Raw genomic sequence first — 24,550 nt, forward strand, 5'->3', positions numbered from 1 at the left:
ACGAATCTTTCGTTTTGTATTGCGTTTTTTTCTGATACGGCGGGACTTGGCGAAATCTTTTTTAGAAAATAAAAAATAAGGGTTGTGTAAACATTAACTAAACAATTATACTGGGTTTAGTAAACGTTTGCAAAAAAATATTAAAGGGGAGTAACAGTAATGAAATTTGTTGACAAGCTCGCAGAAAAGATGGTGCCGTTTGCAACGGTGATTGCGAATAACCGCTATTTATTAAGTTTACGTGATGGATTTATGATGGCATTTCCTGCAACAATGTTTGCATCTATTATGATTATTATTCAAAATCTACCTACGACGTTTGGATTTGCCAAGTTTTTGCCAGAAGCATTTAATACCTTTTTAAATGACTTTTTTGGTCCAGTTGGGAATGCGACGATGAGTATTTCAGCTGTGTTTATTGTCTATGGGATTGGCTATCAGTTGGCAGGACATTATAAGCAGCCGCAAATATTTGCCGGAGCAATTTCTTTATCCAGTTTTATTATGTTGTTACCGTTTGGACAAGACGAAGCGATGGGCACTTTTATTCCTGTATCAAAACTCGGCGCGGAAGGCATGTTTGTAGGAATTCTTTCTGCTATAGTTGCGACGGAAATATACTGTCGGATCAGTCGAACGGGCTTTACCATTAAAATGCCGGATTCTGTACCGCCGATGATCGCGGAATCATTTGTTGCGATTATTCCAGGGGCTGCACCATTGTTTCTTTTTAACCTAATTCGTTATTTGTTTACCTTTACAACTTGGGGCAATGCTGTTGATTTTGTTTATGAGATTTTACAACGTCCGTTGATGGGCTTAGGCGGAACCTTGCCGGCTGTGCTGATTGCTGTATTCTTTACTCAACTGTTCTGGTGGTTTGGCATTCACGGTACGTTGGTGGTCAATGCAGTGATTGATCCAATTATGGGTGCTTTGGCGATTGAAAACTATGAAGCGTACAAAGCTGGTGCTGAACAATTACCTCATATTATCAATACAACCTTTATGGGTGTGTTTGTTACTCAAGGTATGCAGCTAGGTGTTTCCATTACAATGGCCTTCTTTATTGCCAAATCCATTCGAATGAAAAAGACAATGAAGACGATTATCGCACCTGCAATATTTAATGTTTCAGAACCAATGACATTTGGTTTGCCGATTGTTTTAAACCCATTGGCGTTCATTCCGTGGATTGTAGGACCTCTAGTCTGTACAACCGTTTCTTACTTTGCGATTGCAGTAGGTTTAGTTCCGCGTCCGATAGGAGCAACGGTTGTTTGGACGACACCGATTATTCTTTCCGGCTGGTTGGGAACAGGATCGATTGCCGGCGCCATTTTACAGGTCGTAACAGTTATTTTGATGACTTTGATCTGGATTCCTTTCTTAATGGCAATGGACAATGAATATTTGAAAGAAGAGAGAGCAGAAATTGACATTGCTTCTGAATAATTGACAGAGACAATAGATTTGTAAAACAGAGAGGACGAAAAATATGAGAGTAGATACGCTGAGCTATACCCATACAATGACATCTGATTTATCTGCCGTTTTTAAGGCGGTGATGGCTGAACAGTTAAGTTATTTTCAGCGTCAAGATGCATCAGTTTTGTCTTTAGAAGAAGGAACGAGCATCACCTGTCATTTACTGACCAAAACGCAGAAAATCGGTGTAGAAAATACGATGACGATTTTAAAGTTAGAAGAGAATCGTTGTATCCAAATGAAAACAACTTCTGCAACAGGAGATATTATCCAGACGTATGATTTTAAAGAAAAAGGTGGTAACACACTAGTGACGTACTCTGAAAAAAATATGTTTGAACAGTCACGAAATCAGTTTGGGTTTATGCTGGTGGGTCTACTCTATAAGTTTTTCTATAATCGCGGGATAAAGCAGCGAATGACCTATTTGGACAGTTTGGCTGACACTCGATTTAATTGAGTTCTCTGGGCGTAGTTGAAAGAACTATGTTGAATTATAGCGCTGTGATCTCAGATACGACCTGTTTTACAACACGAAAATGAAAGCTAATGAGGAATTGACGATGATTGAAATTATTGCTGAAAAATATTTTCATTTAAGGAATGAGGAGATTAGTTACCTCTTTTATATAATGGAAAACCAACAACTAGGACATTTGTACTACGGTTCATCTCTTGGAAAATTGACGGAAGAGGACATTGATTATTTGACAGAGCGGACAAATAAATCTGCTGGAACGGTGAAGTATTCTCAAGACAGTAGTTTGTTTACGTTGGCTGATCGGGCGCAGGAATATCCGGTATACGGAACCAGTGATTTTAAAAAAGGGACAATAGAAGTTTTTAAAGGTGAAACGCCGCTTTACTTGGATTTTAAAGTCACAGATTACAAACTTACCGATGAAAAAGAGCGACAGCTTTCTGCCCCAAAAACGTATGCGGCTAAAGGAGAATCGGAGACTCTGACAATTACATTGAAGGATGTCGATCATCACCTGGAACTTGAGTTGAATTACACGGTGTTTAAGGATTCGGCAGCGATTGTAAAAAGTCAGCGGCTCAGAAATTTAGGAGAGACGCCTGTCAATATTCAAAAAATGCTCAGCGGTATTCTGGAACTGCCTACAGCAGATTACGAGTTTCTACATTTATCTGGTGCCTGGCTAAAAGAACGACATATCAAGCGTCAGTCACTTCAACAAGGAAGTGTTTTAGTAAGTTCGTTGAAAGGTGCTTCAGGACATCAACACAATCCGTTCATCGCACTGCAGCAGAAGAACGGTAGTATCGATACAGGAGAAGTTTATGCAATGAACGTTGTGTATTCTGGAAATTTTGCTGGACAGGTAGAGGTGGATGAGTGGGATAAAACGAGAATGATGCTGGGAATCAATCCAGAGTATTTTTCTAAAACATTAAAAAAAGAAGAGCAGTTTGACACACCGGAGGCCGTTTTAATGTACAGTAATGCTGGATTAAACCAGCTTTCAAGCAAATACGCAACCTTCATAGAAAACCATATTATTGATCCGCAGTGGCGGTTAAAAAATCGGCCAATTGTTTTTAATAACTGGGAAGCAACCTATTTCAATTTTAACCATCAAACATTGTTGGAGCTGGCTGAATCTGGGAAACAGTTAGGAATGGAATGTTTTGTATTAGATGATGGCTGGTTTGGAAAGAGAAATGTGGATAGAGGGTCTTTAGGAGACTGGTGGACAGATAAAGAAAAATTTCCAGATGGGATCGGAGCTTTTGCGAAGGATATTCATGCATTGGGGTTACAATTTGGTCTGTGGTTTGAACCAGAAATGGTTTCTCCTGACAGTCATATATGTGCGGAGCATCCAGAATGGGTCGTCAGACATCCTGTTGAACGAGTATCGATCGGGCGCGGTCAATATGTACTGGATTTTTCGAATCCAGAAGTGGTTTCTTATATTTATGGACAGATGAAAAAAATTATTAAGGAAACAAATTTGGATTATATAAAATGGGATATGAATCGAAATATCACAGAGGCGTATTCTCCTTATTTGGAAAAACAAGAAATTGCTCAAACGGAATTTTTCCATCGGTATATTTTGGGTGTGTATTCGCTGTATGAGAAAATTCTGACTGATTTTCCAGATGTTCTGATCGAAGGTTGTGCTGGTGGTGGTGGCAGATATGACCTAGGGATTCTGTTTTATAGTCCGCAAATTTGGCCAAGCGATGACAGTGATGCAGTAGAACGTTTAGCTATTCAAACAGGAACGCTGTTAGCCTATCCATTATCTTCGTTCAGCAATCATGTTTCAGCGAGTCCGAATCATCAAGTGGAAAGAGTGACATCATTAAAAATGAGGCAGGATCTTGCCATGTTTGGTCCGTTAGGCTATGAGCTGGATCTGCACGCACTTAGTGAATTGGAAAAAGAACAGATTAAAACGCAAATCGACTACTACAAGCAACATAGAGACTTATTGACGCATGGTCATTTTTTTCAGTTACTTGAAACAGGCGAAAATGAAGTTTGCTGGGGTGTCGTCAGTGAAGATAAAAAAGAAGCAATCATCGGCTTTTACCGCATCCTTGCCAAAGCCAATAATCCGTCGCTAGAATATATCAAAATTCCAGTTCTTGATAAGAAAAAGCTGTATCAAATTAATGGGGAAGAAGACGTTCGTGGACAGGTTCTCGAACACGTGGGCCTTAGAAAACCATATCAATTTAATGGCGCAAATCATGAACAAGCACAAGTTAGAGGGGATTTTCAATCATATATCTACTGCATTCAGGCAATAGATGAAGCTGAAGGAGAATAATAGGATGAGAGTTGATAAAGAGCGCCGATTTTTACATGGTGGAGATTATAATCCAGATCAGTGGCTAAATTATCCAGAGATTCTTGAAGATGATTTCAAAAAAATGAAGCAGGCAAAAATCAATACAGTAACGGTAGGTGTTTTTTCATGGTATGCCTTGGAGCCAGAAGAAGGCATTTTTCAGTTTGACTGGTTAGATGATGTATTTGAAAAAGTCAGTCAGCTAGGCGGTAATGTCATTTTGGCAACGCCAAGCGGTGGACGACCGCAATGGCTCAGCGAAAGATACCCAGAAGTTAACAGAACTAATTCATTAGGCGAGAAACATACGCATGGTTTTAGACATAATCATTGTTATTCCTCTCCAGTTTATCGTGAAAAAGTTCAACGGATCAATCGTAAATTGGCAGAACGTTATGGGAATCATCCAGCTCTATCGATGTGGCATGTATCGAATGAATATTCCGGAGAATGTTACTGTAGTTATTGTCAGGAAAATTGGCGTAAATGGGTAAAAAATAAGTATAAAACTCTGGATAATGTGAATGAAGCGTGGTGGATGAATTTCTGGGGCAGTCGTTATAGCAGCTGGTCGCAGGTGTTGCCGCCAAATCCGTTGGGAGAAACGAAAATTCATGGGATGGACTTGGACTGGAAACGTTTTGTAACAGATCAAACGATCGATTTTTATTTGGCTGAAATTGAACCGTTGCGTGAGGTGACACCAGATGTACCTGTTACAACAAATTTCATGGCTGAAGGTCATGATGCACATGATTTTATTCCACTTGAAGGCATTGATTATGGTAAATTTGCGAAGTATGTCGATATTGTTAGTTGGGACAGCTACCCTGACTGGCATAATAATTATGAATCGCTTGCTGAAACAGCTATGAAATCAGCTTATGTACATGATCAGTACTGGTCTTTAAAGCAGCAGCCTTTTTTAGTGATGGAATCAACGCCAAGTGCAGTCAACTGGCATTCGTTTAATAAATCAAAGCGCCCGGGAGTTCACATGTTGAGTTCCTTTCAACAGCTTGCTCATGGTTCTGACAGTACGCTTTATTTTCAGTGGCGGAAATCTCGTGGAAATTCTGAAAAGTTTCACGGGGCTGTTGTTGATCATGATAATTCAGCTGAAAATCGAGTATTTAAGGAAGTGGCAGAATATGGCAAGCGCTTAGAAAAGCTCGCTGAAATTAAAGGCAGTAAAAAAGAGGTTCGAGTAGCAATCATTTTTGATTGGGACAGCAATTGGGCGCTGAAACGAGGCGGCGGTTTTGGTCGACCTACTAGACGTTATCCTCAGACGTTACAAGAGCATTATGCGGTGTTTTGGGAACAGGATATTCCGGTGGATATTATCACTTCTGACCATCCCTTCGAAAACTACGACTTAGTGATTGCGCCGATGCTGTATCTTTTACGGGAAGAAACGATGCAGAAGCTGGAAAACTATGTTTTAGCAGGAGGAACGCTGGTTTCCAGCTATTTTACAGGTATGGTAAATGAGGCAGACCTCTTAAATATCGGCGGTTGGCCAGAAATTCTGCAGCGATTGTTTGGATTGAAGCCACTCGAGCTGGATATTCTTTATCCAGAAGAAAGTAATCAGATTTTGTATAAGAATAAGGTTTATCGAACGAAGGATTATTCTACTGTGATCGACGTGAGTACTGGGCAAGAATTAGCGATCTATCAGCAGGAATTCTATGCTGGCACAGCTGCTGTTGTGCAACATACTGTTGAACAAGGGGAGACATACTTTATAGCTGCTCGGACAGGCAAAGACTTTTTAAGGGATTTTTACCGCGAATTAATAGAAAAATTGGATTTAAGAAATGATTTAGTAGAAGTTTCTGATCCGGAAGTATCGATTCAAAAAAGAGTGAACGATCAGCAGGCCTATTATTTTATCATGAACTTTTCGTCAGATGAAAAAACAGTTTTCTTAACAAAAAACGTTCAAGATATGGAAAACGATGAAATAATCAGCGGAAATATAACAGTGAACCCCTATGAGGTTCGAGTGGTGAAAGAAAGAAGAGCGAATACGAAAGACCCAGACAATAAATAAAGCATTTTTTCGCAAAGAACGATAGATCGTTACTCTGAAGATATTTCAAAACATAAAATAAACTGTATAAGTAGCCGATTCTAGCTAAGCTACTTATACAGTTTTTCTTTTCAACTGAAGTTTTTTCCTCTAAAATAATAGTAAGGCAGTAAAAAAAGACTAAATTTGTGAAGTGATAGGGACGAAGTTGGATTTGTACCGTTTGGTTCTAAAGAAGAGATTGTTGCTATTGAAGGACTATTTAATCATAAAGAACCGAATAGTAAGGAGGTCAGTGAATGTTTAATATGGTAATTATGTTGTTGGCGACATTAAATAGTGAGCCTGTTGGAACAAATGATTACAGAATTTCCCGCTTCATTTTGAGTAATTTGAAGGATATGCACAAATACAACATTTCTCAGCTGGCAAAAGCGTGTTTTGTTTCTAATTCCAGTGTCTCTCGTTTTTGTCGGAAAATCGGGTTTCGTGATTTTAATGAATTAAAGCATCAATTTTTTCAATGGACAGACATTGCGGATACAAAATTTATGTTCGCTGGACGTAGAGAAGAAGCGCTGAAGGATTCCTATATTGATAGCATAATTAAAAATCTGCAGTTGCTAAAGGAAAGTATCCAAGAAACAGAACTCCAGCAGCTAGCGAAAGATATTTTAACCTACCCTAAGGTCGCAGCTTTTGGTTCTTTGCACTCTCAAAGTGTTGTTTTGAATCTACAGACGGATCTTTTGACCAGTGGGATCGTGATGGATACGAGGAGTAGGTTTCAGGAACAATTAGAGTATATAGAAGAAGCAGATAATGAAACCTTGATTCTGTTGTTCTCTAGGGGAGGCAGTCATTTGAAACGCTTTTTGATTCATGATCTTGAATTGAGTAAAAATAATCGTCCTAAAATCGTTATGATCTCTGCTAATCGAGGGTTCCGTAACAATAAGTATATCGATCAGTTTATTTACTATGATGAAAAAGAAGGGTTTACTGCGTATCCTTATGCTTTTGAAGCAATCAAAGGGATTTTGGCATTAGAAGTATATATGCAAAATAAAAAAAGAGGATGGAACAGAAGTGTTTAATCCCGAGAAATAAACAGGAATTCACGAAAATTGATCTTCAAATTTTTGTGAATTCCTGCTTATTTCCGAAGGGATTGCTTCTGCTTCCACCGTTTATTCGGATTCCAAGTGAGTGAGATATGACTCGAAGAGTTATGGTCCCGCTCACGTTTTTTTAGTTTAGTGACGCTTCAATTGGTTGAAATTGATCAGCTGGATTCCTTGTTGTTGAATATATTGAAGCGTTTGGGCGTGTTGTAGGGTTTCAGCTTCGATGGATCGTTGGATATTATAGCTACTGTTTTCCATGATCCATTGATCTAGATAAGCCGGATGACACATCATTTCGTAAGTGCTCTCCTGTTTTAATTGCAGATCTGCGAAAAAGTCGGGTCTGATTGTTGTAGCATAAAAGGTATTTAAAAAGTGATCTGCACAAACTAAGTCATCAAGTAAAGGTGAAAATTGCTGTATTTGTTCAGCGCTCCATTTTCTAGGATGGAAACGAACAGCCAGCTGAAATTCTTTAGCCAATTGAATATAGACTGGAAAAACATCTAGCATCATATGGATGTGATGATGAGAATCTATGTGGCTAGGTGTTAAACCAGCAGCGTATACTTTTTCTATTTGAGCGCGCCATTCTTTATAAACCTCTTCTGGCTGAACCCCTATATAGTTTTTTTCTAAGTCGTAGCGTTTGAACGTATAATCATTGTTTAAAAGACTAGGGATAACTTGTTTGTCTGAAATCGGTTTACCAAGATCCAACGAAAGATGGACCCCGATATCAAGTTTAGGATTGTTTTTTGCTAAGCTACAGGCATGGTTAAATGCTTCACCTGTGCTAAGCAGAGTAGTTGAAGTTACAACGCCATTTAAGAAACAATCGATGATCCCGTAGTTTTGTCCTTTGCTTAACCCAAAGTCGTCTGCATTGATGATTAATGTCATTTTTTTACTCCTTTCGCAATCATTTAGCTACAATATATCGAGTTCTGCCAATTAATAATCAGTATTTCCAATAGTTGGAAATTTTTTCCAAATCATGAAAATCTTTATTCCACTGGATATGAAAGCGCTATAATTTGGGCAACAGGAAGGAAAAAAGAAAAAACGGATGTGTTGCTTAATATAGAAAGGTACATCCTAAAAAATGAAGGAGATGACAAACATGGGCTTTATGGAAAAGTTTAATCAGCTAGCCGAAAAAAGTTTATTGCCTATCGCCAACAAATTAGCTGCACAGAGACATTTAACTGCATTGAGGAACGGTATGGTTTCTTCGATTCCGCTTTCGATTTTAGGTGGGGTTAGCTTGATCATTGCGACACCGCCATTTAATCCGGAGCAAATGACTCAGAAGAATATTTTTACAGGATTTCTCTTGGCATGGTATGACTGGGCTCAGGCGAATGCACAAGCATTGAAGTTACCGTTTATGATGAGTATGGGATTGATGGGACTGTTTATTGCTTTTTCCATTGCGCATAATTTAGCTGAAGAATATGAAATGCCAGCATTAGATGCATCTATTGTTTCTACTGTTACTTTTCTATTAGTAACGTCACCTGCCTTTTCTGGTGTTCCTTTGAATCAGATTGCTGAAAATATGTCATCAGAAGAAATGGCAAGTTTGGGTTTGCTAAGTCTGCCAATGCAGTATTTGGATGCAAAAGGGATATTTACCGCTATTATTGTTAGTATTGTCTGTGTAGAAATTATGCGAGTTTTGAAGGAAAAGAATATTCGATTTAAGATGCCAGATGGCGTTCCGCCAGCAATTGCTGCATCATTTGATGCGATACTGCCGCTATTCCTTTGTACAGGTCTCTTTTATGGAATCAGCTTATTGATTCAAAATATCACTGGTGGTGATTTGATTCCAGCGCTTATCATGAAGCTGTTAGCCCCTGCAATGAGTGGATTAGATTCGTTGCTCGGTATTTGCCTGATTACGTTTTTGGCGCAACTATTCTGGTTTTTCGGCCTTCATGGTGCCAGCATCACTCAATTCGTTCGTTTACCATTCATGAGTGCATATATCGTAGCAAATGCAACAGCTTTTTCAAATGGAGAACCTCTGCAGCACTACTTTACGCAACCTTTTTGGTCTTACATCATAGCAATTGGCGGTGGTGGATCAACGTTAGCATTAGCATTTCTGATGCTGAGAGCACGTTCTGCACAAATGCGGCAACTAGGAAAAATAGCGATTATTCCATCGTTATTCAATATCAATGAACCGTTGATTTTTGGAACGCCGTTAGTGTTGAACCCAATCATGATGCTGCCATTTATATTTGTACCAGTGATCAATTCAATAGCTGGATATCTCTTCATGTATTTCGGTTGGATCGGCAAAGGCTTTGTTGAAACACCTTGGACTACTCCAGCACCAATCGGAGCAGCATTAGGGACGATGGATATTCGAGCGGGACTCTTCGTTATTGGTCTGATTGTTCTGGATTTACTAATTTATTTTCCATTCTTTAGAGTACTTGATCAGCAAACAGCAAAAGTAGAAAAACAAGAAGAGGAAGAAATGGCATCTGTAGCTCTTTCCCAAGAGCAACAAATATAAGCTCAGTCCATTTAAACTAGAAATAAAAGTAGAAGGAGAGAAATAAAATGTCTAAACAAGCATTAAAAATTGTAACGATCGGCGGCGGTTCAAGCTATACACCAGAGATCATTGAAGGATTCATTCAAAAGAAATTGGATGGCTTACTGCCAATTAAAGAAATTCATTTAGTTGATATTGAAGCAGGCAAAGAAAAACTGGAAATCGTTGGTGGACTGGCCAAAAGAATGGTAGAAAAAGCAGGCGCAGAAATCGAGATCCATTTGACGCTAGATCGAAAAGCAGCCTTAGAAGGTGCAGCCTTTGTAACAACTCAATTCCGTGTCGGATTGCTTCCGGCAAGAATACGTGATGAAAAGATCCCATTGAAATATGATTTAATCGGTCAGGAAACCAACGGAGCTGGCGGGGCCATGAAGGCGTTGCGAACAATTCCAGTAATTCTTGATATTTGCAAAGATATGGAAGAACTGTGCCCGGATGCTTGGCTGATCAACTTCACGAATCCATCAGGTATTATAACGGAAACAGTGTTGAAACATTCATCGATCAAGGTAGTTGGACTGTGCAATATTCCAATTGGTATCGTTAATAAGATCGCTAAACTATATGAAACTGATGCAGCGAACGTTTCGGTAGAATTTTCTGGATTAAATCATTTTGTTTTTGGAAAAAACATTTATGTCAATGGTAAAGAGGTAACAAGGGAAGTTATCGAGAAAATCAAGGATGGAACAGAGATATCAGCAAAAAATATTCCGAATTTTTCATTTCCAGCAGATGTATTGGATGCAATCGGTATGATACCTGCAGGATATTTAAAGTATTATTATACTAGAGAAAAAATGCTGGCAGACTGCAAGCGGGCAGCTGCAGAGGAAGGGACTAGGGGAGAAGTAGTTACGCAAACAGAAAAAGAATTATTTGAACTATATAAAGATAAGGAGCTTGCTATCAAACCCAAACAGCTGGAAGAACGAGGGGGTGCTCATTATAGCGAAGCAGCAGTTAATTTGATTGACTCTATCTATAATGGTGATGGGAAAATCCATTATGTGAATGTTAGAAATAACGGAACATTACCTGAACTGCCTGATAATACTGCAATCGAATGTAATTGTGTCGTTACTCATCGAGGAGCCTTGCCAGTGACTGTCGGTAAACTGGAAACGAGTATCAGAGGGCAAATTTCTTTGATGAAGGCTTATGAAGAATTGGTGATTGAAGCAGGTGTGACAGGTGATTATGCTGCAGCTTTAAAAGCACTAACTATTAATCCACTAGTTAACGACAGCGACAAAGCGCGTGCGGTTTTACAGGATATGCTATGGGCAAATCAAGATTATTTACCACAATTCAGCGAATGGTTTGAGAAAAATCCAGTAAAATAAGTGATTAATCAAGCACGTGCTTAATTGACGATAGATATACAATATACACCGTTGCAAAAAAACTAAGTCTGATTTGACCACAATCGTCAAAATCAGACTTAGTTTCTTTTTTTGCTTGTTAGTAGGGCTAATACATCGATCAGCTACACGAACACAGCAGACTTATAAGGAGAGCAGGTATTGAAAAAACTTTATATTTGCGTATGTCACTGAACTTTTCATCAATCAATTTTTAGTCGTTGATGTTGCTATCAACAAAATAATCAGGAAACTCTTTTTTTACAAAAGTATAGTTATCATCAACCAGTTTCAAGTGGGAAGTGATCAAATTCTGTAGTTTGGTTTTATCTTTTTCTTTTAAAGCAGCTACAATCTCTTTGTGCTGTGTAACGATTTCCTGCCAATTTAATTCTTTTACTTCTAATGTGAGATGACGGTAGCGATTTAAGTGAATATTTAAAGTCAGCAACCAGTTATAAACATTCATCTTACTAGTGATCGTGTAAAAAAATTTATGAAATTCTTCGTCTGATTCAAAAAAACTATCGGGCGTTTTACTGGATAATAAAATTTCTTGAATGGCGAGAAGATTTTCTATCTCTTGGATTTGTTCAGCTGTTATGATTTCTGCAGCTTCTAAAAAGACAGCAGATTCTAAATTGGTTCGTACAAATTTTGCTTCCCGAACTTTTTGCATATCGATCTTAGAAACAAACGTGCCGCTTTGAGGTTTTACAATAAGTAATCCTTCTCTTGTTAACTGTAAGATAGCTTCTCTCACCGGGGTATCCCCTATATTGAGCATAGACACAAAATCTTTTTTTGATACTTTTTGACCAGGTAAAATTTCTAATGTAATTATTTTTTCTTTAATTTGTGTGTAGGCTTCGTCTTTATTATTTAAAGTAATCATTCTAACATCTCCGTTATATATTAATATATAACTAGTATAAACGAAATTTATAAAAAAGCTATTGTCTTTTTTGTAAGCGCATGCTAATATACTAATATATTAGTTTGGCGCGTGTACTAATAAATGAAAATAGCTAAAGGGTGAAAGTTATGGAAAAGTTAATATCCAAGTTCGACAATGTTTTGTCTGGCGTTACAAGGTTTAGTAATAACAAATATGTAAAATCTGTTTCTGATTCAATGATGGCGTTAATAGGGATTATGATTTTTGGTTCGTTTGCAGTTATTTTTAAAGCCTTCCCAATTACAAGTGTTGCAGCATTTTTTCAGGATATAGGGATCGATATCTTTTTTGGGGCAATTTATAGTTTGACAATCGGTGCGATTTCTATTTATTTAGTTTTTTTGATTGCTAAAAATGTAACACTGAAGTTTAATTTAGCTGAAGATGGAACTATGGCAGGGTTGATTGCCATAATGAGCTTTTTTGTTTTTACACCGTTAGGAAATTTTTCAGTAGAAGATAGCAATATTACTGCGATACCGTTAACTTGGATTGGTACAAGCGGGATGTTCTCTGCCATTATAATAGGGTTATTGGTTGGTAGAGCCTACGTGTTCATGAAAGAACGTAATTGGACGATCAAAATGCCAGCTGGTGTACCTCCTATGGTTTCACAGTCTTTTGCAGGATTGATCCCGACAATTTTAATAGGGACAGTTTCTGCTTTGGCAGCGTATTTAATTAGTTTGACGTCTTTTGGAAATATACATCAAGTTGTTTTTACAGTTGTACAGACACCGTTACAAGGATTAGGCAGCTCGATTTGGGCCGTTATGCTGATTATAGCTGTTCAACAGTTTTTATGGTTTTTAGGAATCCACGGCACCAATGTTATTGCTCCTATCGTAACGCCGATATGGATGGCGCTAAATGTTGAAAATTTAACGGCATATGAAGCAGGTCAAGAACTTCCGAATATTGTTACACACGCGTTTATAAATATCGTTTGCTGGAGTGGTTCAGCCTTAGGCTTAGTCGTGCTCATGCTTTTTGTTAGTAAAAGTCAGCGATATAAAGAGATGGGAAAAATATCGATCATTCCAGCTTTATTTGGAGTAACGGAGCCTGTGATTTTTGGCACACCGTTAGTATTGAATTTCAAAATGGCGGTTCCATTCATCTTTAATAACTCTATTGCCTTAGGCTTAGCGTATTTCTTGACCAATATCGGCCTTGTAGGAAGAACGATCGGTGCACAAGCAGTATTTGGTTTGCCGCTAGGATTTCACGCGAGTATTGGAGGAAGTGTTTCTATTATCATTCTACAAATTGTGATACAACTGATTCTATCTCCGATTTTATGGTATCCGTGGTTTAAAATGTTAGACAAGGAAGCCTATTTAGAAGAACAAAAAAATCAATAAAACGATGAAAGTAGGTAGTATAAATGCTATATCCTGTTTTAAACCAAACAAGAAATCTAATTGATCTCACGGGTATGTGGAACGTTGAGCTAGAAAAAAAGGAAGCGATCGATCCAGCACTGCCCTTAAAAAATACTCTTTTAGTAGCTGTTCCAGGCTCAATAAACGATCAATTTGTAGATGAAGAAATTAGAGAGCATGCGGGAAATTTTTGGTATGAAACTAATTTTACACTCCCTCAAACGATATATGATCAAAGAAAGGTCATCCGTTTTTCATCTGTTACTCATGAAGCGACTGTCTATTTGAATGGAGTAAAAGTGGCTCATCATATTGGCGGATTTACGCCATTTGAGGTAGAAATCGATTCATTTGTCACTGAGGGACCGAATAATTTAAAAGTATGTGTTTCAAATATATTAGATGAAAGCACACTTCCATGCGGCATCCACACAGAGAAAAATGGCAAGCAAAAAGTTATTCCTAGATTTGATTTCTACAATTATTCTGGGATTCATCGTCCGGTCAAATTATATACAACGAATCAAACGTATATTAAAGATATCGTGATCGATTATCATTGCAAAGATAATGGAAGAACAGAAGTAGCACCAATGTTCGAGATTGAGGGTTCTTATGAAGAAATAGAAATAAAAATTCTTGATGAGAGTGGACAGGTTGTCGATAGTCAAAAAGCGATAGATAGTCACTTAGTTATCGAGGATACGAAATTGTGGCAGCCGCTCAATGCCTATTTGTATACTTTGGAAGTATCACTATTTAAGAATGGTCAATTACTTGATACGTATAAGGAAGCATTTGGTGTTAGGACTATAAAAATTGAAAATAACAAGTTTTTGATTAATGACAAGGAGTTCTATTTTAAAGGGTTTGGAAAACATGAAGATTTTCCTGTGATCGGCAAAGGCTTAAATTCTGCAGTAACCAATCTGGATAAAAATTTGATGAAATGGATCGGCGCTAATTCATTTAGAACGTCACATTATCCGTATTCAGAAGAAGAGATGCAGCTAGCTGACCGAGAAGGGTTTGTGGTTATTAATGAAGTACCTGGAGTGGGGTTGTTTACCAATTTCCATGCCGATGTAAATTTAAATACTAATGATAAAAATACCTGGGAGACACTCAAAACCCATCAAAATCATAAAAATGTGATAAAAGAGTTGGTTCAAAGAGATAAGAATCATGCGTGTGTTGCGGTTTGGGCTGTTGCCAATGAACCTGCTAGTCATCAACAGGGCGCCTATGATTATTTCAAACCATTAGTTGACTTAACGAAGCAGCTAGACCATCAAAAAAGACCGGTCGTGATTCCAAATATTGTGAATGCCACGCCAGAATTAGATCAAGCAGCAGAGTTAGTGGATATTTTATGCCTGAATAGATATTACGGTTGGTATATCGATCATGGAGACCTTGAATCTGCAATGATTGGCCTTCGAAATGAAATAAAGAAATGGCACGAAAAATATCCAGAAAAGCCGATCATGTTTTCAGAGTTTGGAGCTGATACCGTTTCAGGGCTGCATTCTTTATATAGAACACCGTATTCGGAAGAATATCAGATCGATTTTTATAAAGCAAACTTTAATGTATTAGATGAGTTAGATTATGTGATCGGTGAGCATCTCTGGAATTTTGCAGATTTTGAAACAGCTCCTAATATTAGAAGAATAGACGGGAATAAAAAAGGGATCTTTACAAGAGATAGACGACCAAAATCAATTGCTTTTGAAATAAAGAAAAGATGGGAAATGATTTGAAATTAGCTTGTTTAGATAAGGGTGAAAAGTAAGGGTCAGTTGTGCTCTATTCTCTGAAATAGAAAAAACGTTGGCGCAGAAACGAGCAACTATGCTTTGCTTCTTTCAACTATACGTGCTATGGACACTTATAGTTGAAAGAAGTTAATTACAAAAAATGGCAGAACATCAAGTAGAAATCATTCAATAGCGCTATTGAATCGTTCTCTTTAACATACAACGAGAGATGAGCTGATGCTTTCTCGTCAAAGACTCGTCGCAGATAGACAGTGTTGTACAGTACTTGATGAGATTTTGAGGTTAGGCGCTTTTATTTCAATGTACATAGCAAAAAATATTATGGGAGAAAAAGATGAAAATAACTGAGTCATATATAGTAAATAAAGATAAATTTAAAGATGTAAATATCCAGATGCCTTTATTTGATGATGTATTAATGAAGCAACGAACAAAAGAACAGCCTAAATGGCTTCATTTTGGCGGTGGCAATCTTTATAGATGTTTCCATGCGAAAGTAGCTCAGGATCTGCTGAATCAAAACTTGCTGGAAACAGGGATCGTCGTCGTTGAGAATTTTGGTGAAGCGTTGATTAAAGAAGTTTATCAAAAGAATAATAATAGAAGCTTAACGGTTACTATGAAGGTGGACGGAAGCTTCGAAAAAGAACTTATCGCATCAACGTCGGACGCTTATTTTGTCAATAAAAATGAAGAAGCGGTTGCTACTGTAAGTAATTATTTCAAACAGAAAAGTTTGCAGCTGGTTACATTGACGATTACTGAAAAAGGATACGGTGTTAAAGACAGTGCTGGTCAGCTATTAAAAACGGTTGAATCAGATATTAATGTTGGTCCGAAATATGATGAGCTCACCAATACAATGTCACAATTAGCTTATTTTCTATTGAAACGTTATGAAGCAGGAAAACTACCACTTGCATTAGTATCAACAGATAATTTTTCCCACAATGGAGATCGCTTAAAAGAGGCTCTTAAAACGGTTGTAATGGGTTGGGTATCCTTAGGTCATGTTTCTAAAGATTTTGCTACCTACTTATTTGAATCCAATAACGTTTCTTTTCCCTATTCGATGATTGATCGAATTACACCAGGTCCAAGTGAGAAAATCGCTGTAGCGCTAGAAGCACAGGGAATCGAGAACATGGTATTGATTCCGACTTCTTTTGGAGCATCTTTAGCAAATTTTGTGAATACAGAAGAAACGTGCTATCTTGCAATAGAAGATCATTTTCCTAATGGTCGTCCAGCATTTGAAAAGGTGAACAATGTCTATTTGGCGGATAGAGAAACAATCAATAAAGTGGATTTAATGAAAGTTACTACTTGTTTGAATCCCTTACATACTTCTTTGGCTATTACAGGTTGCTTATTCGGCTATGAGAGTATTTATGAAACCGTTCAAGACAAAGATTTATTGGCATTGATTGAGTATATCGGCTATAAAGAAGGATTGCCAGTTGTGCAAGATCCTAAAATCATCGATCCAAAAAGATTTATAGATGAAGCTATTTACAAAAGATTTATGAATCCAAATATACCAGATACACCTCAGCGAATCGCAACGGATACCTCACAAAAATTAGCTGTTCGTTTTGGTGAAACGATAGCTTCTTACGTAAATTCCTCCAACTTAGAGGTAAAAGAACTAACATTTATCCCTTTTGTTATCGCAGCGTGGTGCCGTTACTTAATGGGGATAGATGATGCTGGAAATAGCTTTGAACCAAGCCCAGATCCTTTATATGAAGAATTATTTTCGTGTGTTCAACATTTAAGACTAGGTTCTGATAATGATGTTCACAAAGCGCTAGCACCTATTTTAAGCAATCGTGAACTATTTGGTATGGATCTATATCTCATCGGGTTAGGAGCAAAAATTGAGAAGATCATGGAACAACTGGTTTCAAAACCCTTTGCAGTGAGAGAAACACTACAAATAATGATACGTGAGGAGAAATTCTAAATGGATATGGTTTTTAGATGGTACGGAAAAAAGGATGACAGCATTCCATTACAATACATTAGACAAATTCCTGGATGTAAAGGAATTGTAGGGATGTTGTTTGATATTCCAGCAGGAGAGGTTTGGCCAAAGGAAAAAATAAAAGCGCTGAAGGAAGAAATCGAGTTGAGTGGACTTACCTTAAAAGTGATCGAAAGCGTCAATGTCCATGAAGATATAAAGTTAGGATTAGAAACTAGAGATGAATACATCGAAAACTACAAACAAACCATAAGAAATTTAGCAGAATATGGCGTTGAAGTGATCTGTTATAATTTCATGCCTGTTTTTGACTGGATCAAAACAGACCTAGAATATGTTCTTCCAGATGGGTCAACAACGATGGCATTTGAAAAAGCCGGAATTGAAAAAAGTCCAGAAGAGATTATCAGAGATGTAGAAAATAGCAGCGGCGATTATACGTTACCTGGCTGGGAACCAGAAAGATTGGTTCATGTTAAAGGGTTGATCGATGCGTATAAAGATGTGGATAATAAGAAGTTAAGAGAAAATTTTGCCTATTTTATAAAAGCAATTATACCAACTTGTGAAGAAGTAGGCGTTAAAATGGCCATTCATCCAGACGATCCGCCCTATTCGATTTTTGGACTACCTAGAATTGTAAAGAATAGAGAAGACTTAGATTGGATTTGTACGGTCGTAGATAGTCCGTCTAATGGAATAACCTTGTGTACTGGCAGCATTAGCGAAGATCCAGCAAATGATGTGTATCAAATACTAGCAGAATTTACCCAACGAAATCGGATTCCATTTGCTCATGTTAGGAATATAAAATTTATTCAAGACAAAGATTTTTATGAAGCACCTCATTTATCAGCGGAAGGATCATTAGATATGTATAAAATCATGCAGGTTCTTCATGATAATGGATTCGATGGATTTATTCGCCCGGATCATGGCCGAATGATCTGGGGAGAAACGGGGCGTCCTGGTTATGGTTTATACGATAGAGCGATAGGAATGAGTTACTTGAATGGACTCTGGGAAGCTTTAGAAAAAAGGAAATAAGGTGAGCGGAATGTTTCTTAATGAAGACTTTTTATTTAAAAATGAATGGGCAAAGAAATTATTTCATGGGTATGCAGAACAACAACCAATTATTGATTATCACTGTCATTTGGAACCAAAAGAAATCTATGAAAATAAGCATTTTGAAAATTTGACTAAGATTTGGCTAAACAAAGATGGAGTAGGAGATCATTATAAATGGCGCTTAATGCGGGCAAATGGAGTACCAGAAGAATTGATATCAGGGAATGGAACTGATTTTGATAAATTTTTAGCATTTGTTAAAACTATCGAGAAGGCCTATGGAAATCCAGTGTATGAATGGAGCCATTTAGAGTTGAAACGCTATTTCAATATTGATTTAGTAATCAAAGAGGAAAATGCAACGCTTATTTGGGAACGAGCAAACGAGCTGCTTAAACAACCCAGTTTTAAACCTAAAGCGCTTATTAATGCCATGAATGTTCAATTAATCGCAACGACAGACGATCCCATCAGTGAGCTGAATTATCATCGCTTATTAAAAAATGAAGAACAAATCAATGGATTCAAGGTTGTGCCAACGTTCCGTCCGGATAAAATTATGTCTATTTCTGATTCAAGCTTCAGCGACTATGTTGCGTTGTTGGGAGAATGCGCTAAGCTTTCTATAAAAAATCTGTCAGATTTAGAGCAAGCCTTAAATGAAAGAATTTCATATTTCCATGATTTAAATGGTAGATTAGCAGATCATGGACTAAATAACTTTTATTATAGCGACTCAGACTATGACACTGTGAATGACATTTTTATTAACGCTTTAGATAATAAAGCCATCTCTGACTCAGATAGGTCCAACTATCAAAGCTACCTTCAATTATATTTAATGTCTATCTATAAAAAAAGGAATTGGACCATGCAGCTGCATATGAATGTATTTAGAAATGCAAGTCAGTTGAATTTTGACCTGATTGGAGCCAATTCAGGGTTTGATTCTATTGGAGACCAAACTGAAATTACCGGCAATCTAAAAAGATTATATGCTGCGGCAGAAAAAAAGGGATCAGTCCCAAAATCGATATGGTATTCACTCAATCAAAATAATTGGCTGGAACTTGCTACGTTGATGGGAAGCTTTCAAGGAGGAAGTCAGCAAAAAATTCAACTTGGTTGTGCTTGGTGGTTTAATGACACGTATGATGGAATGCGTAAACAATTAACTGTTTTTTCTCAGCAAAGTCTGCTAGGTAATTTTGTGGGGATGCTGACGGATTCTCGTAGTTTCTTGTCGTATCCTAGACATGAATACTTTAGAAGAATTCTTTGTCAGCTTTTAGGTGAATGGATAAATGAGGGACGACTGCCAGATAATGAAGAAGAGATAGGTGCGGTTGTCCAAAATATTAGCTATCACAATGCAGAACATTATTTTGGCTTTTTTGATACTTCTTCAGATTAGAGGAGTAATAGCTAAAGGAGTATCACTAGAAAAGTTAAAAAAGCCCCTGTATCAAAAGACACAAGGGGCTTTTTAATGCGCTAAATAGTTTTCTTGGATAACTGCTGTTTCACCAAATTAAACATTAACCCAAATAAAAACTGAAATAGCAACTGCAGTAGCAACTGTCAACATTGGAATCCCCCCTTTCAAATTTTTTATTTCAAACAATATATATGTAATAATGTGCTATACTTATACAAAAGGAAGTGAAATTAGAATGAATGTAGAAGAAGCACTTTATTTTTTTAGAAAAAATAGACATCTAAAGCAAAAAGATATTCTTACCTACGCGGATACGTCTGTTTATTCTAAAATCGAGACAGGGAAAAAGGTTTTAAGGTTTTCTGAATTAACAGATATCCTAGAACGATTTTCTATTCCACTAGAAGAATTTTCAGAATATTTAGAAGACAGCATGGAACAAAAAAAGTTTCGTAAATTGTTTAAGCAATGTGCGAATAATCCAACGGATGGATCAAGTAAAAAGAAATTGCTTACGTACTACAATCAATTATTTTTTTCTAAAGACATGCATCTTAGAGATATGGCGAATTTTATCGGTATAAAAACATTATTCTCCAATTTTTGGAAAGAAGTTGCTCCCTTGAATCAAGAAGAGTTAAATGAAATTTATGCACTACTAATGGAGAAAGAATATTTTTTCCAATATGATTATGCCGTTTTATCTAATACAATTTTTTTATTTAATGATAAACAAATCAAGAATCTAGCTCAAAAAGCCTTGCCCGTCAAAGATATTGAGATCAGGAATGTTGAAACAACAGAATTTATTAAAAATATGATCAATAATTTAATCACAACGCTCTTACGTAAAAAGGAATATGAAGAAAGCCTATCTTACCTAAAACTAGCAACTAAAAGAGGCGGTAATCTTACCTTTGACTATAAACTTGTCATTCAGTACTTGGATAATTTGACAAACTATTTACTGACTGGAAAAGAAACATACAAAGAAAAAATTTTTGATTACATCGACTTATTAAAGAAGCTTGGAGAACAGCATTTTGCACAAAGTATTGAGCGAGAAGTAATGTCGATCCTTTCAGAAAGCAAAGATATTCCTATTTTTATTCAAGCTGATTTATAATCTATGGACCATGATAATCAAGAGCGTCACTAACTGACTATTCGTGAAAGAGTAGCTATACGTAATAATGAAATTCTAGCTAGTTTCTTCCTTAGCATAAGTCTGTTAAAAAACGACTTGAAGACTTTTTAAATCATTTGCCCGCCTTTTTGTATTTTTCACTACACTATTAGCATACCACAATATGTATGCTTGTTTCACAAAAATTATAATATATAGAAGTTTTTATTAGGAAACTGTCTGGTTTTTATTGATCCAGTTAGTTGATAAGGCGTTGAAGAGACTTTCATTAGAGGGTCTTTTTATTATAGGTAAAAACCTGTTATAAGCTTAGCCACGCGTATTTTTTACTGAAAATGAGACAGTATTATAAAGCGTAATTGCTCAGTTTAACTTTCTAGTTAGCTTATATATACGTTGGTGAGAGGCTTTTTATTAGCACAAAAAGAAAAGTGATACAACAATCAGAATTTTTTCCTGATTGTTGTATCACTTTTCTATGTTAGTAAGAGCGTGTAGAGCTTAAAAGAGCAGATATTGTTTATTCTCTTACAATCATGATGAAGCCAGTATTTTAAGCATTTAGTCCATCGTTACGCCTCAAAGTCATCAGTACGCTCCAGCGTATCTATATTCTTTTTAAGCTTTTTCCAAGTTAATTCAGCTAATTTTTTACTCACTTTTCTGTAATCAGATAAAGAAATCGTCGGCTGCACATAAATAATCGGCTGCGTAGCCCCTATTCCAGAAATAGTTTGATCAGACAAAATCATATCACTTACAATCATGTCTACCTGAGGAGAAAGCTCGTTGACAGTGTCAAAATTATACAGCGCTTGAAAAGCATTTGTAACTAGAGTTTCTAATTTATGACTACCAAATTTGGAAAGAAAAAGTACGCGAATATTTGGCTTGTGCTTTTCCCAATCTAATGTATGCAGCAAAATATTGTGATATTCATAAAGTAAGTAGTTTTTGTAATCTGTAAATTTAGACATAGTAGGATGTGAAAATTCATTTTCGATTGCTTTAGTAAATAAAGCGATTCGTTGACGATTATACGTGACAAGATCATCATTAGGGTCAGCCCAAATGGGTAAGTTAATAAAGGAGGTATTATTAAACAATAGAATTCGATAATGTAACAGACAAATTTTATTAAAAATACTATTATATTCATCATTCGTGATTGTTGATAGTGCAAAGCTTTCTAATTGATTCATTAAATGAAAAACACTACTCAAAAAATCTTGTTCCTGCAATTCTTTATTTAAATAGAAGAATTTTGAAGCTCGAACGACACCAGGATAACTTCCGAAGGCTAAAACGCAACTAAGTAATGCCTGTATTTCTCTACGACGGAGGTTCTCTCCTAAAAGAGGAAGCATCTTTTTAAAAACGTCCCCTAATTCATCGAGTGACTGCTCATAAGAAGCATCTTGAGAATCAAATAAAGGAACCTGGATAGCGTTGTAATCTATTAAATGACCATTTTTTGCACGTACAAGTGAATTAGCAGTGAAGAAACTAAGCAAGATTCTTTTGGCAGCAATTGCAGGGTTATAAATTTCTGAGGGAAACAGAGTACAAATCTGATGGATATCGTGTTGGTGAATGTATTGATAAGGCCAAGACTGACCACCATACGAGTCTAAATAAAGAATAGTATAAAAAAGTCTAATGTGTAGTTCATTACCCTTGATTTTGATTTTCTTCTTAGTATCAATAGTTAAATCATACAGCTGTAGTTCCTTCTTTAAATAGTGAAGTTCTCTTCTCAATGATGAATACGTCAGATAGAGTTGATCAGCCACTTCAGACATATCTCCTAGCGTATCTGTAAACATTCCTTCTATTAATTTAAATCGAATAGAATTCTCTAAATAATATAAGCGGATAAACTGTAGTGAAAAATTTTCAGCAATCATTAAGTTATACGCTTTGCTCTCTTCGTTATACGTTAACTGAATCTTATCTTCACATCCGAATGCTTGAAAATCTTCTTCAATCAGCTTTACAGAGCGTTTGAGTGTTCCCAAAGAGATATTGAGTTCGTCTAGAATTTGGTTCTGAGTAGCGGAATAGTCAACAGAATTATTGATTACTTCAAGAATACGGTATTTTTTTTGCAATGAATTATCTAGAAACTGAATCATAATTAAATAGTTACATCCTTTCTTTATATATTTTTTATTATGAATGATACATAAATAGAATATTTCAAAAAAAAGAAGATTACTTAACAAAAAAAAGAAAAAAAGCTCTTTCATTAGCCGATATGTTCAGCGGTAAATGCTAGATTGTTATCTTGAAATGTTATTTTCAGAAAAAATAAAGTTTTTTTCAGAAAAAATATTTATGCTTATCTATTATCATAACACCGTTTTTCCAAAAAACAAATGTTATTTATATAAAAATGAAAAAAACTAGATGTAAAAACCAGCTATACTAATCCATGCAGCAAGTTGGAAGTGCTTGTTGCTGGTACTTTTCTAAAGTTTCAAGAGAACAGCCATTAAGTGTTGTTCTCTACTTTTCAAAAGTAATTAGTAAAACTTCCAAATAAAAATTCCAAAGGAGCAACAAAAGAAATGAAATTAAACAAATTAAACCTAGTTAGCGGTGTAGCTTTAGCTGCAATCGCAGTTTCAGCAGTAACACCAGCATTCGCAGCAGAAGAAGTTGGCGGACAAACAAACTCTCAAGGAACTATCACATTTAGTGAAGATGGAGACGGCGGAGAAGAAGGCGGCGGCGGTGGAATCATCGACCCAGTTGACCCAGAAAATCCAGACATCGAAGAGCCAGGTGGCGGCGGAAACGGTGGAGGAGACATGGAAGGTCCTCTAACAATCGATTTCGTATCAGGTATTGACTTCGGTAACCGTAAAATTTCAGGTAGTACACAAAAATACTACGCTAAATACAACGGTTCAGTAAATAGCGAAGGCGAAACAGTTTACCTACCAACATTTGTTCAAGTAACAGATAACCGTGGTAAAAATGACGGATGGAAATTAGAAGTTTCAAATACACAATTTGTAGATGCTGACACAGACGAAGAATTAGCAGGAGCTGTTTTGACTTTAGGTTCAGATAACCAAATATTTACACAAAACGACAATGGCGACACTACAAAAGTTGCTGCAACTGGCAACATCAAATTAGACGGACAAGCAAAAGACCAAACAATCGTTACACCTGCAACTGATAAAGGTATGGGTGTCAACAGTATTGCTTTCGGTGCTCAAGAATATGGTAACGACACTGACACAAATAGTGCTGTAACATTAGAAGTTCCTGGTAAAGCTAAGAAAAATGAAGATGCAACTTACGTATCAGAATTAACTTGGACTTTATCTCAAGCAGAAGTATAAAAAA

General features: G+C 36.7%; 17 protein-coding genes. 14 read left to right on the forward strand and 3 right to left on the reverse strand.

Annotation, left to right across the window (positions count from 1 at the left end; all coding sequences use genetic code 11):
* Positions 1–159 precede the first annotated feature (159 nt).
* The 5 genes from BCR25_RS15560 to BCR25_RS15580 all read left to right on the forward strand — a co-directional run bounded on the left by BCR25_RS15560 (position 160) and on the right by BCR25_RS15580 (position 7,451).
* A complete protein-coding gene (locus BCR25_RS15560; RefSeq protein ID WP_069664523.1) occupies positions 160–1,455 on the forward strand; it encodes a PTS sugar transporter subunit IIC in 1,296 nt (431 codons plus the stop codon).
* Between the two features lie 43 nt (positions 1,456–1,498).
* Positions 1,499–1,948, forward strand: coding sequence for a DUF3284 domain-containing protein (locus BCR25_RS15565; protein WP_069664524.1), 450 nt, complete (start codon positions 1,499–1,501; stop codon positions 1,946–1,948).
* Positions 1,949–2,051: 103 nt separating this feature from the next.
* The gene (locus tag BCR25_RS15570; protein ID WP_069664525.1) at positions 2,052–4,295 is read left to right on the forward strand and encodes an alpha-galactosidase; all 2,244 of its coding nucleotides are present in this window, start codon (positions 2,052–2,054) and stop codon (positions 4,293–4,295) included.
* Positions 4,296–4,299: 4 nt separating this feature from the next.
* Entirely contained in the window at positions 4,300–6,375 is a 2,076-nt protein-coding gene (locus tag BCR25_RS15575; protein ID WP_069664526.1) for a beta-galactosidase, read from the forward strand.
* A 278-nt stretch (positions 6,376–6,653) separates the two neighbouring features.
* The gene (locus BCR25_RS15580) at positions 6,654–7,451 is read left to right on the forward strand and encodes a MurR/RpiR family transcriptional regulator (protein ID WP_069664527.1); all 798 of its coding nucleotides are present in this window, start codon (positions 6,654–6,656) and stop codon (positions 7,449–7,451) included.
* 159 nt (positions 7,452–7,610) lie between these two features.
* Here BCR25_RS15580 and chbG read toward each other — a convergent pair whose 3' ends face one another.
* A complete protein-coding gene (gene chbG / locus BCR25_RS15585) occupies positions 7,611–8,384 on the reverse strand; it encodes a chitin disaccharide deacetylase (RefSeq protein ID WP_069664528.1) in 774 nt (257 codons plus the stop codon).
* A gap of 220 nt (positions 8,385–8,604) precedes the next feature.
* Here chbG and BCR25_RS15590 point away from each other — a divergent pair, with 220 nt between their 5' ends.
* Both BCR25_RS15590 and BCR25_RS15595 read left to right on the forward strand, forming a co-directional pair.
* Positions 8,605–10,014, forward strand: a complete 1,410-nt coding sequence (locus BCR25_RS15590; protein ID WP_169819031.1) for a PTS sugar transporter subunit IIC — start codon at positions 8,605–8,607, stop codon at positions 10,012–10,014.
* Positions 10,015–10,061: 47 nt separating this feature from the next.
* Positions 10,062–11,405, forward strand: a complete 1,344-nt coding sequence (locus tag BCR25_RS15595; RefSeq protein WP_069664529.1) for a 6-phospho-beta-glucosidase — start codon at positions 10,062–10,064, stop codon at positions 11,403–11,405.
* Between the two features lie 232 nt (positions 11,406–11,637).
* Here BCR25_RS15595 and BCR25_RS15600 read toward each other — a convergent pair whose 3' ends face one another.
* On the reverse strand, positions 11,638–12,318 hold the full coding sequence (locus tag BCR25_RS15600) for a GntR family transcriptional regulator (protein ID WP_069664530.1): 681 nt from the start codon (positions 12,316–12,318) through the stop codon (positions 11,638–11,640).
* A gap of 149 nt (positions 12,319–12,467) precedes the next feature.
* Between BCR25_RS15600 and BCR25_RS15605 the strand changes: the two genes are divergently transcribed.
* The 6 genes from BCR25_RS15605 to BCR25_RS15630 all read left to right on the forward strand — a co-directional run bounded on the left by BCR25_RS15605 (position 12,468) and on the right by BCR25_RS15630 (position 21,169).
* Entirely contained in the window at positions 12,468–13,745 is a 1,278-nt protein-coding gene (locus tag BCR25_RS15605) for a PTS sugar transporter subunit IIC (protein WP_069664531.1), read from the forward strand.
* A 23-nt stretch (positions 13,746–13,768) separates the two neighbouring features.
* Positions 13,769–15,529 (forward strand): beta-glucuronidase, encoded by a 1,761-nt coding sequence (uidA, locus tag BCR25_RS15610; protein ID WP_069664532.1) that lies wholly within the window; start codon positions 13,769–13,771, stop codon positions 15,527–15,529.
* A 352-nt stretch (positions 15,530–15,881) separates the two neighbouring features.
* Positions 15,882–17,513 carry a mannitol dehydrogenase family protein gene (locus BCR25_RS15615; protein WP_069664533.1) on the forward strand — a complete coding sequence of 544 codons (1,632 nt, stop codon included), beginning with the start codon at positions 15,882–15,884 and terminating at the stop codon, positions 17,511–17,513.
* Positions 17,514–18,581 (forward strand): mannonate dehydratase, encoded by a 1,068-nt coding sequence (uxuA, locus tag BCR25_RS15620; protein ID WP_069664534.1) that lies wholly within the window; start codon positions 17,514–17,516, stop codon positions 18,579–18,581.
* A 10-nt stretch (positions 18,582–18,591) separates the two neighbouring features.
* A complete protein-coding gene (gene uxaC / locus BCR25_RS15625; RefSeq protein WP_069664733.1) occupies positions 18,592–20,019 on the forward strand; it encodes a glucuronate isomerase in 1,428 nt (475 codons plus the stop codon).
* 259 nt (positions 20,020–20,278) lie between these two features.
* Entirely contained in the window at positions 20,279–21,169 is an 891-nt protein-coding gene (locus BCR25_RS15630; RefSeq protein ID WP_069664535.1) for a helix-turn-helix domain-containing protein, read from the forward strand.
* Positions 21,170–21,762: 593 nt separating this feature from the next.
* Here BCR25_RS15630 and BCR25_RS15635 read toward each other — a convergent pair.
* Positions 21,763–23,325, reverse strand: a complete 1,563-nt coding sequence (locus BCR25_RS15635) for an AcpB/EbpR/MafR family transcriptional regulator (RefSeq protein ID WP_069664536.1) — start codon at positions 23,323–23,325, stop codon at positions 21,763–21,765.
* 435 nt (positions 23,326–23,760) lie between these two features.
* On the opposite strand from BCR25_RS15635, the gene BCR25_RS15640 reads away from it, so the two are divergent.
* On the forward strand, positions 23,761–24,546 hold the full coding sequence (locus tag BCR25_RS15640) for a WxL domain-containing protein (RefSeq protein WP_069664537.1): 786 nt from the start codon (positions 23,761–23,763) through the stop codon (positions 24,544–24,546).
* Positions 24,547–24,550 lie beyond the last annotated feature (4 nt).

The organism is Enterococcus termitis (genome assembly GCF_001730305.1).
GTDB classification, from domain to species: domain Bacteria; phylum Bacillota; class Bacilli; order Lactobacillales; family Enterococcaceae; genus Enterococcus_L; species Enterococcus_L termitis.

Bases quoted from the DNA above. Each gene is read 5' to 3' on its own strand.
- BCR25_RS15560 (WP_069664523.1), top strand. From the start codon at position 160: ATGAAATTTGTTGACAAGCTCGCAGAAAAGATGGTGCCGTTTGCAACG.
- BCR25_RS15565 (WP_069664524.1), top strand. From the start codon at position 1,499: ATGAGAGTAGATACGCTGAGCTATACCCATACAATGACATCTGATTTA.
- BCR25_RS15570 (WP_069664525.1), top strand. From the start codon at position 2,052: ATGATTGAAATTATTGCTGAAAAATATTTTCATTTAAGGAATGAGGAG.
- BCR25_RS15575 (WP_069664526.1), top strand. From the start codon at position 4,300: ATGAGAGTTGATAAAGAGCGCCGATTTTTACATGGTGGAGATTATAAT.
- BCR25_RS15580 (WP_069664527.1), top strand. From the start codon at position 6,654: ATGTTTAATATGGTAATTATGTTGTTGGCGACATTAAATAGTGAGCCT.
- chbG (WP_069664528.1), bottom strand. From the start codon at position 8,384: ATGACATTAATCATCAATGCAGACGACTTTGGGTTAAGCAAAGGACAA.
- BCR25_RS15590 (WP_169819031.1), top strand. From the start codon at position 8,605: ATGGGCTTTATGGAAAAGTTTAATCAGCTAGCCGAAAAAAGTTTATTG.
- BCR25_RS15595 (WP_069664529.1), top strand. From the start codon at position 10,062: ATGTCTAAACAAGCATTAAAAATTGTAACGATCGGCGGCGGTTCAAGC.
- BCR25_RS15600 (WP_069664530.1), bottom strand. From the start codon at position 12,318: ATGATTACTTTAAATAATAAAGACGAAGCCTACACACAAATTAAAGAA.
- BCR25_RS15605 (WP_069664531.1), top strand. From the start codon at position 12,468: ATGGAAAAGTTAATATCCAAGTTCGACAATGTTTTGTCTGGCGTTACA.
- uidA (WP_069664532.1), top strand. From the start codon at position 13,769: ATGCTATATCCTGTTTTAAACCAAACAAGAAATCTAATTGATCTCACG.
- BCR25_RS15615 (WP_069664533.1), top strand. From the start codon at position 15,882: ATGAAAATAACTGAGTCATATATAGTAAATAAAGATAAATTTAAAGAT.
- uxuA (WP_069664534.1), top strand. From the start codon at position 17,514: ATGGATATGGTTTTTAGATGGTACGGAAAAAAGGATGACAGCATTCCA.
- uxaC (WP_069664733.1), top strand. From the start codon at position 18,592: ATGTTTCTTAATGAAGACTTTTTATTTAAAAATGAATGGGCAAAGAAA.
- BCR25_RS15630 (WP_069664535.1), top strand. From the start codon at position 20,279: ATGAATGTAGAAGAAGCACTTTATTTTTTTAGAAAAAATAGACATCTA.
- BCR25_RS15635 (WP_069664536.1), bottom strand. From the start codon at position 23,325: ATGATTCAGTTTCTAGATAATTCATTGCAAAAAAAATACCGTATTCTT.
- BCR25_RS15640 (WP_069664537.1), top strand. From the start codon at position 23,761: ATGAAATTAAACAAATTAAACCTAGTTAGCGGTGTAGCTTTAGCTGCA.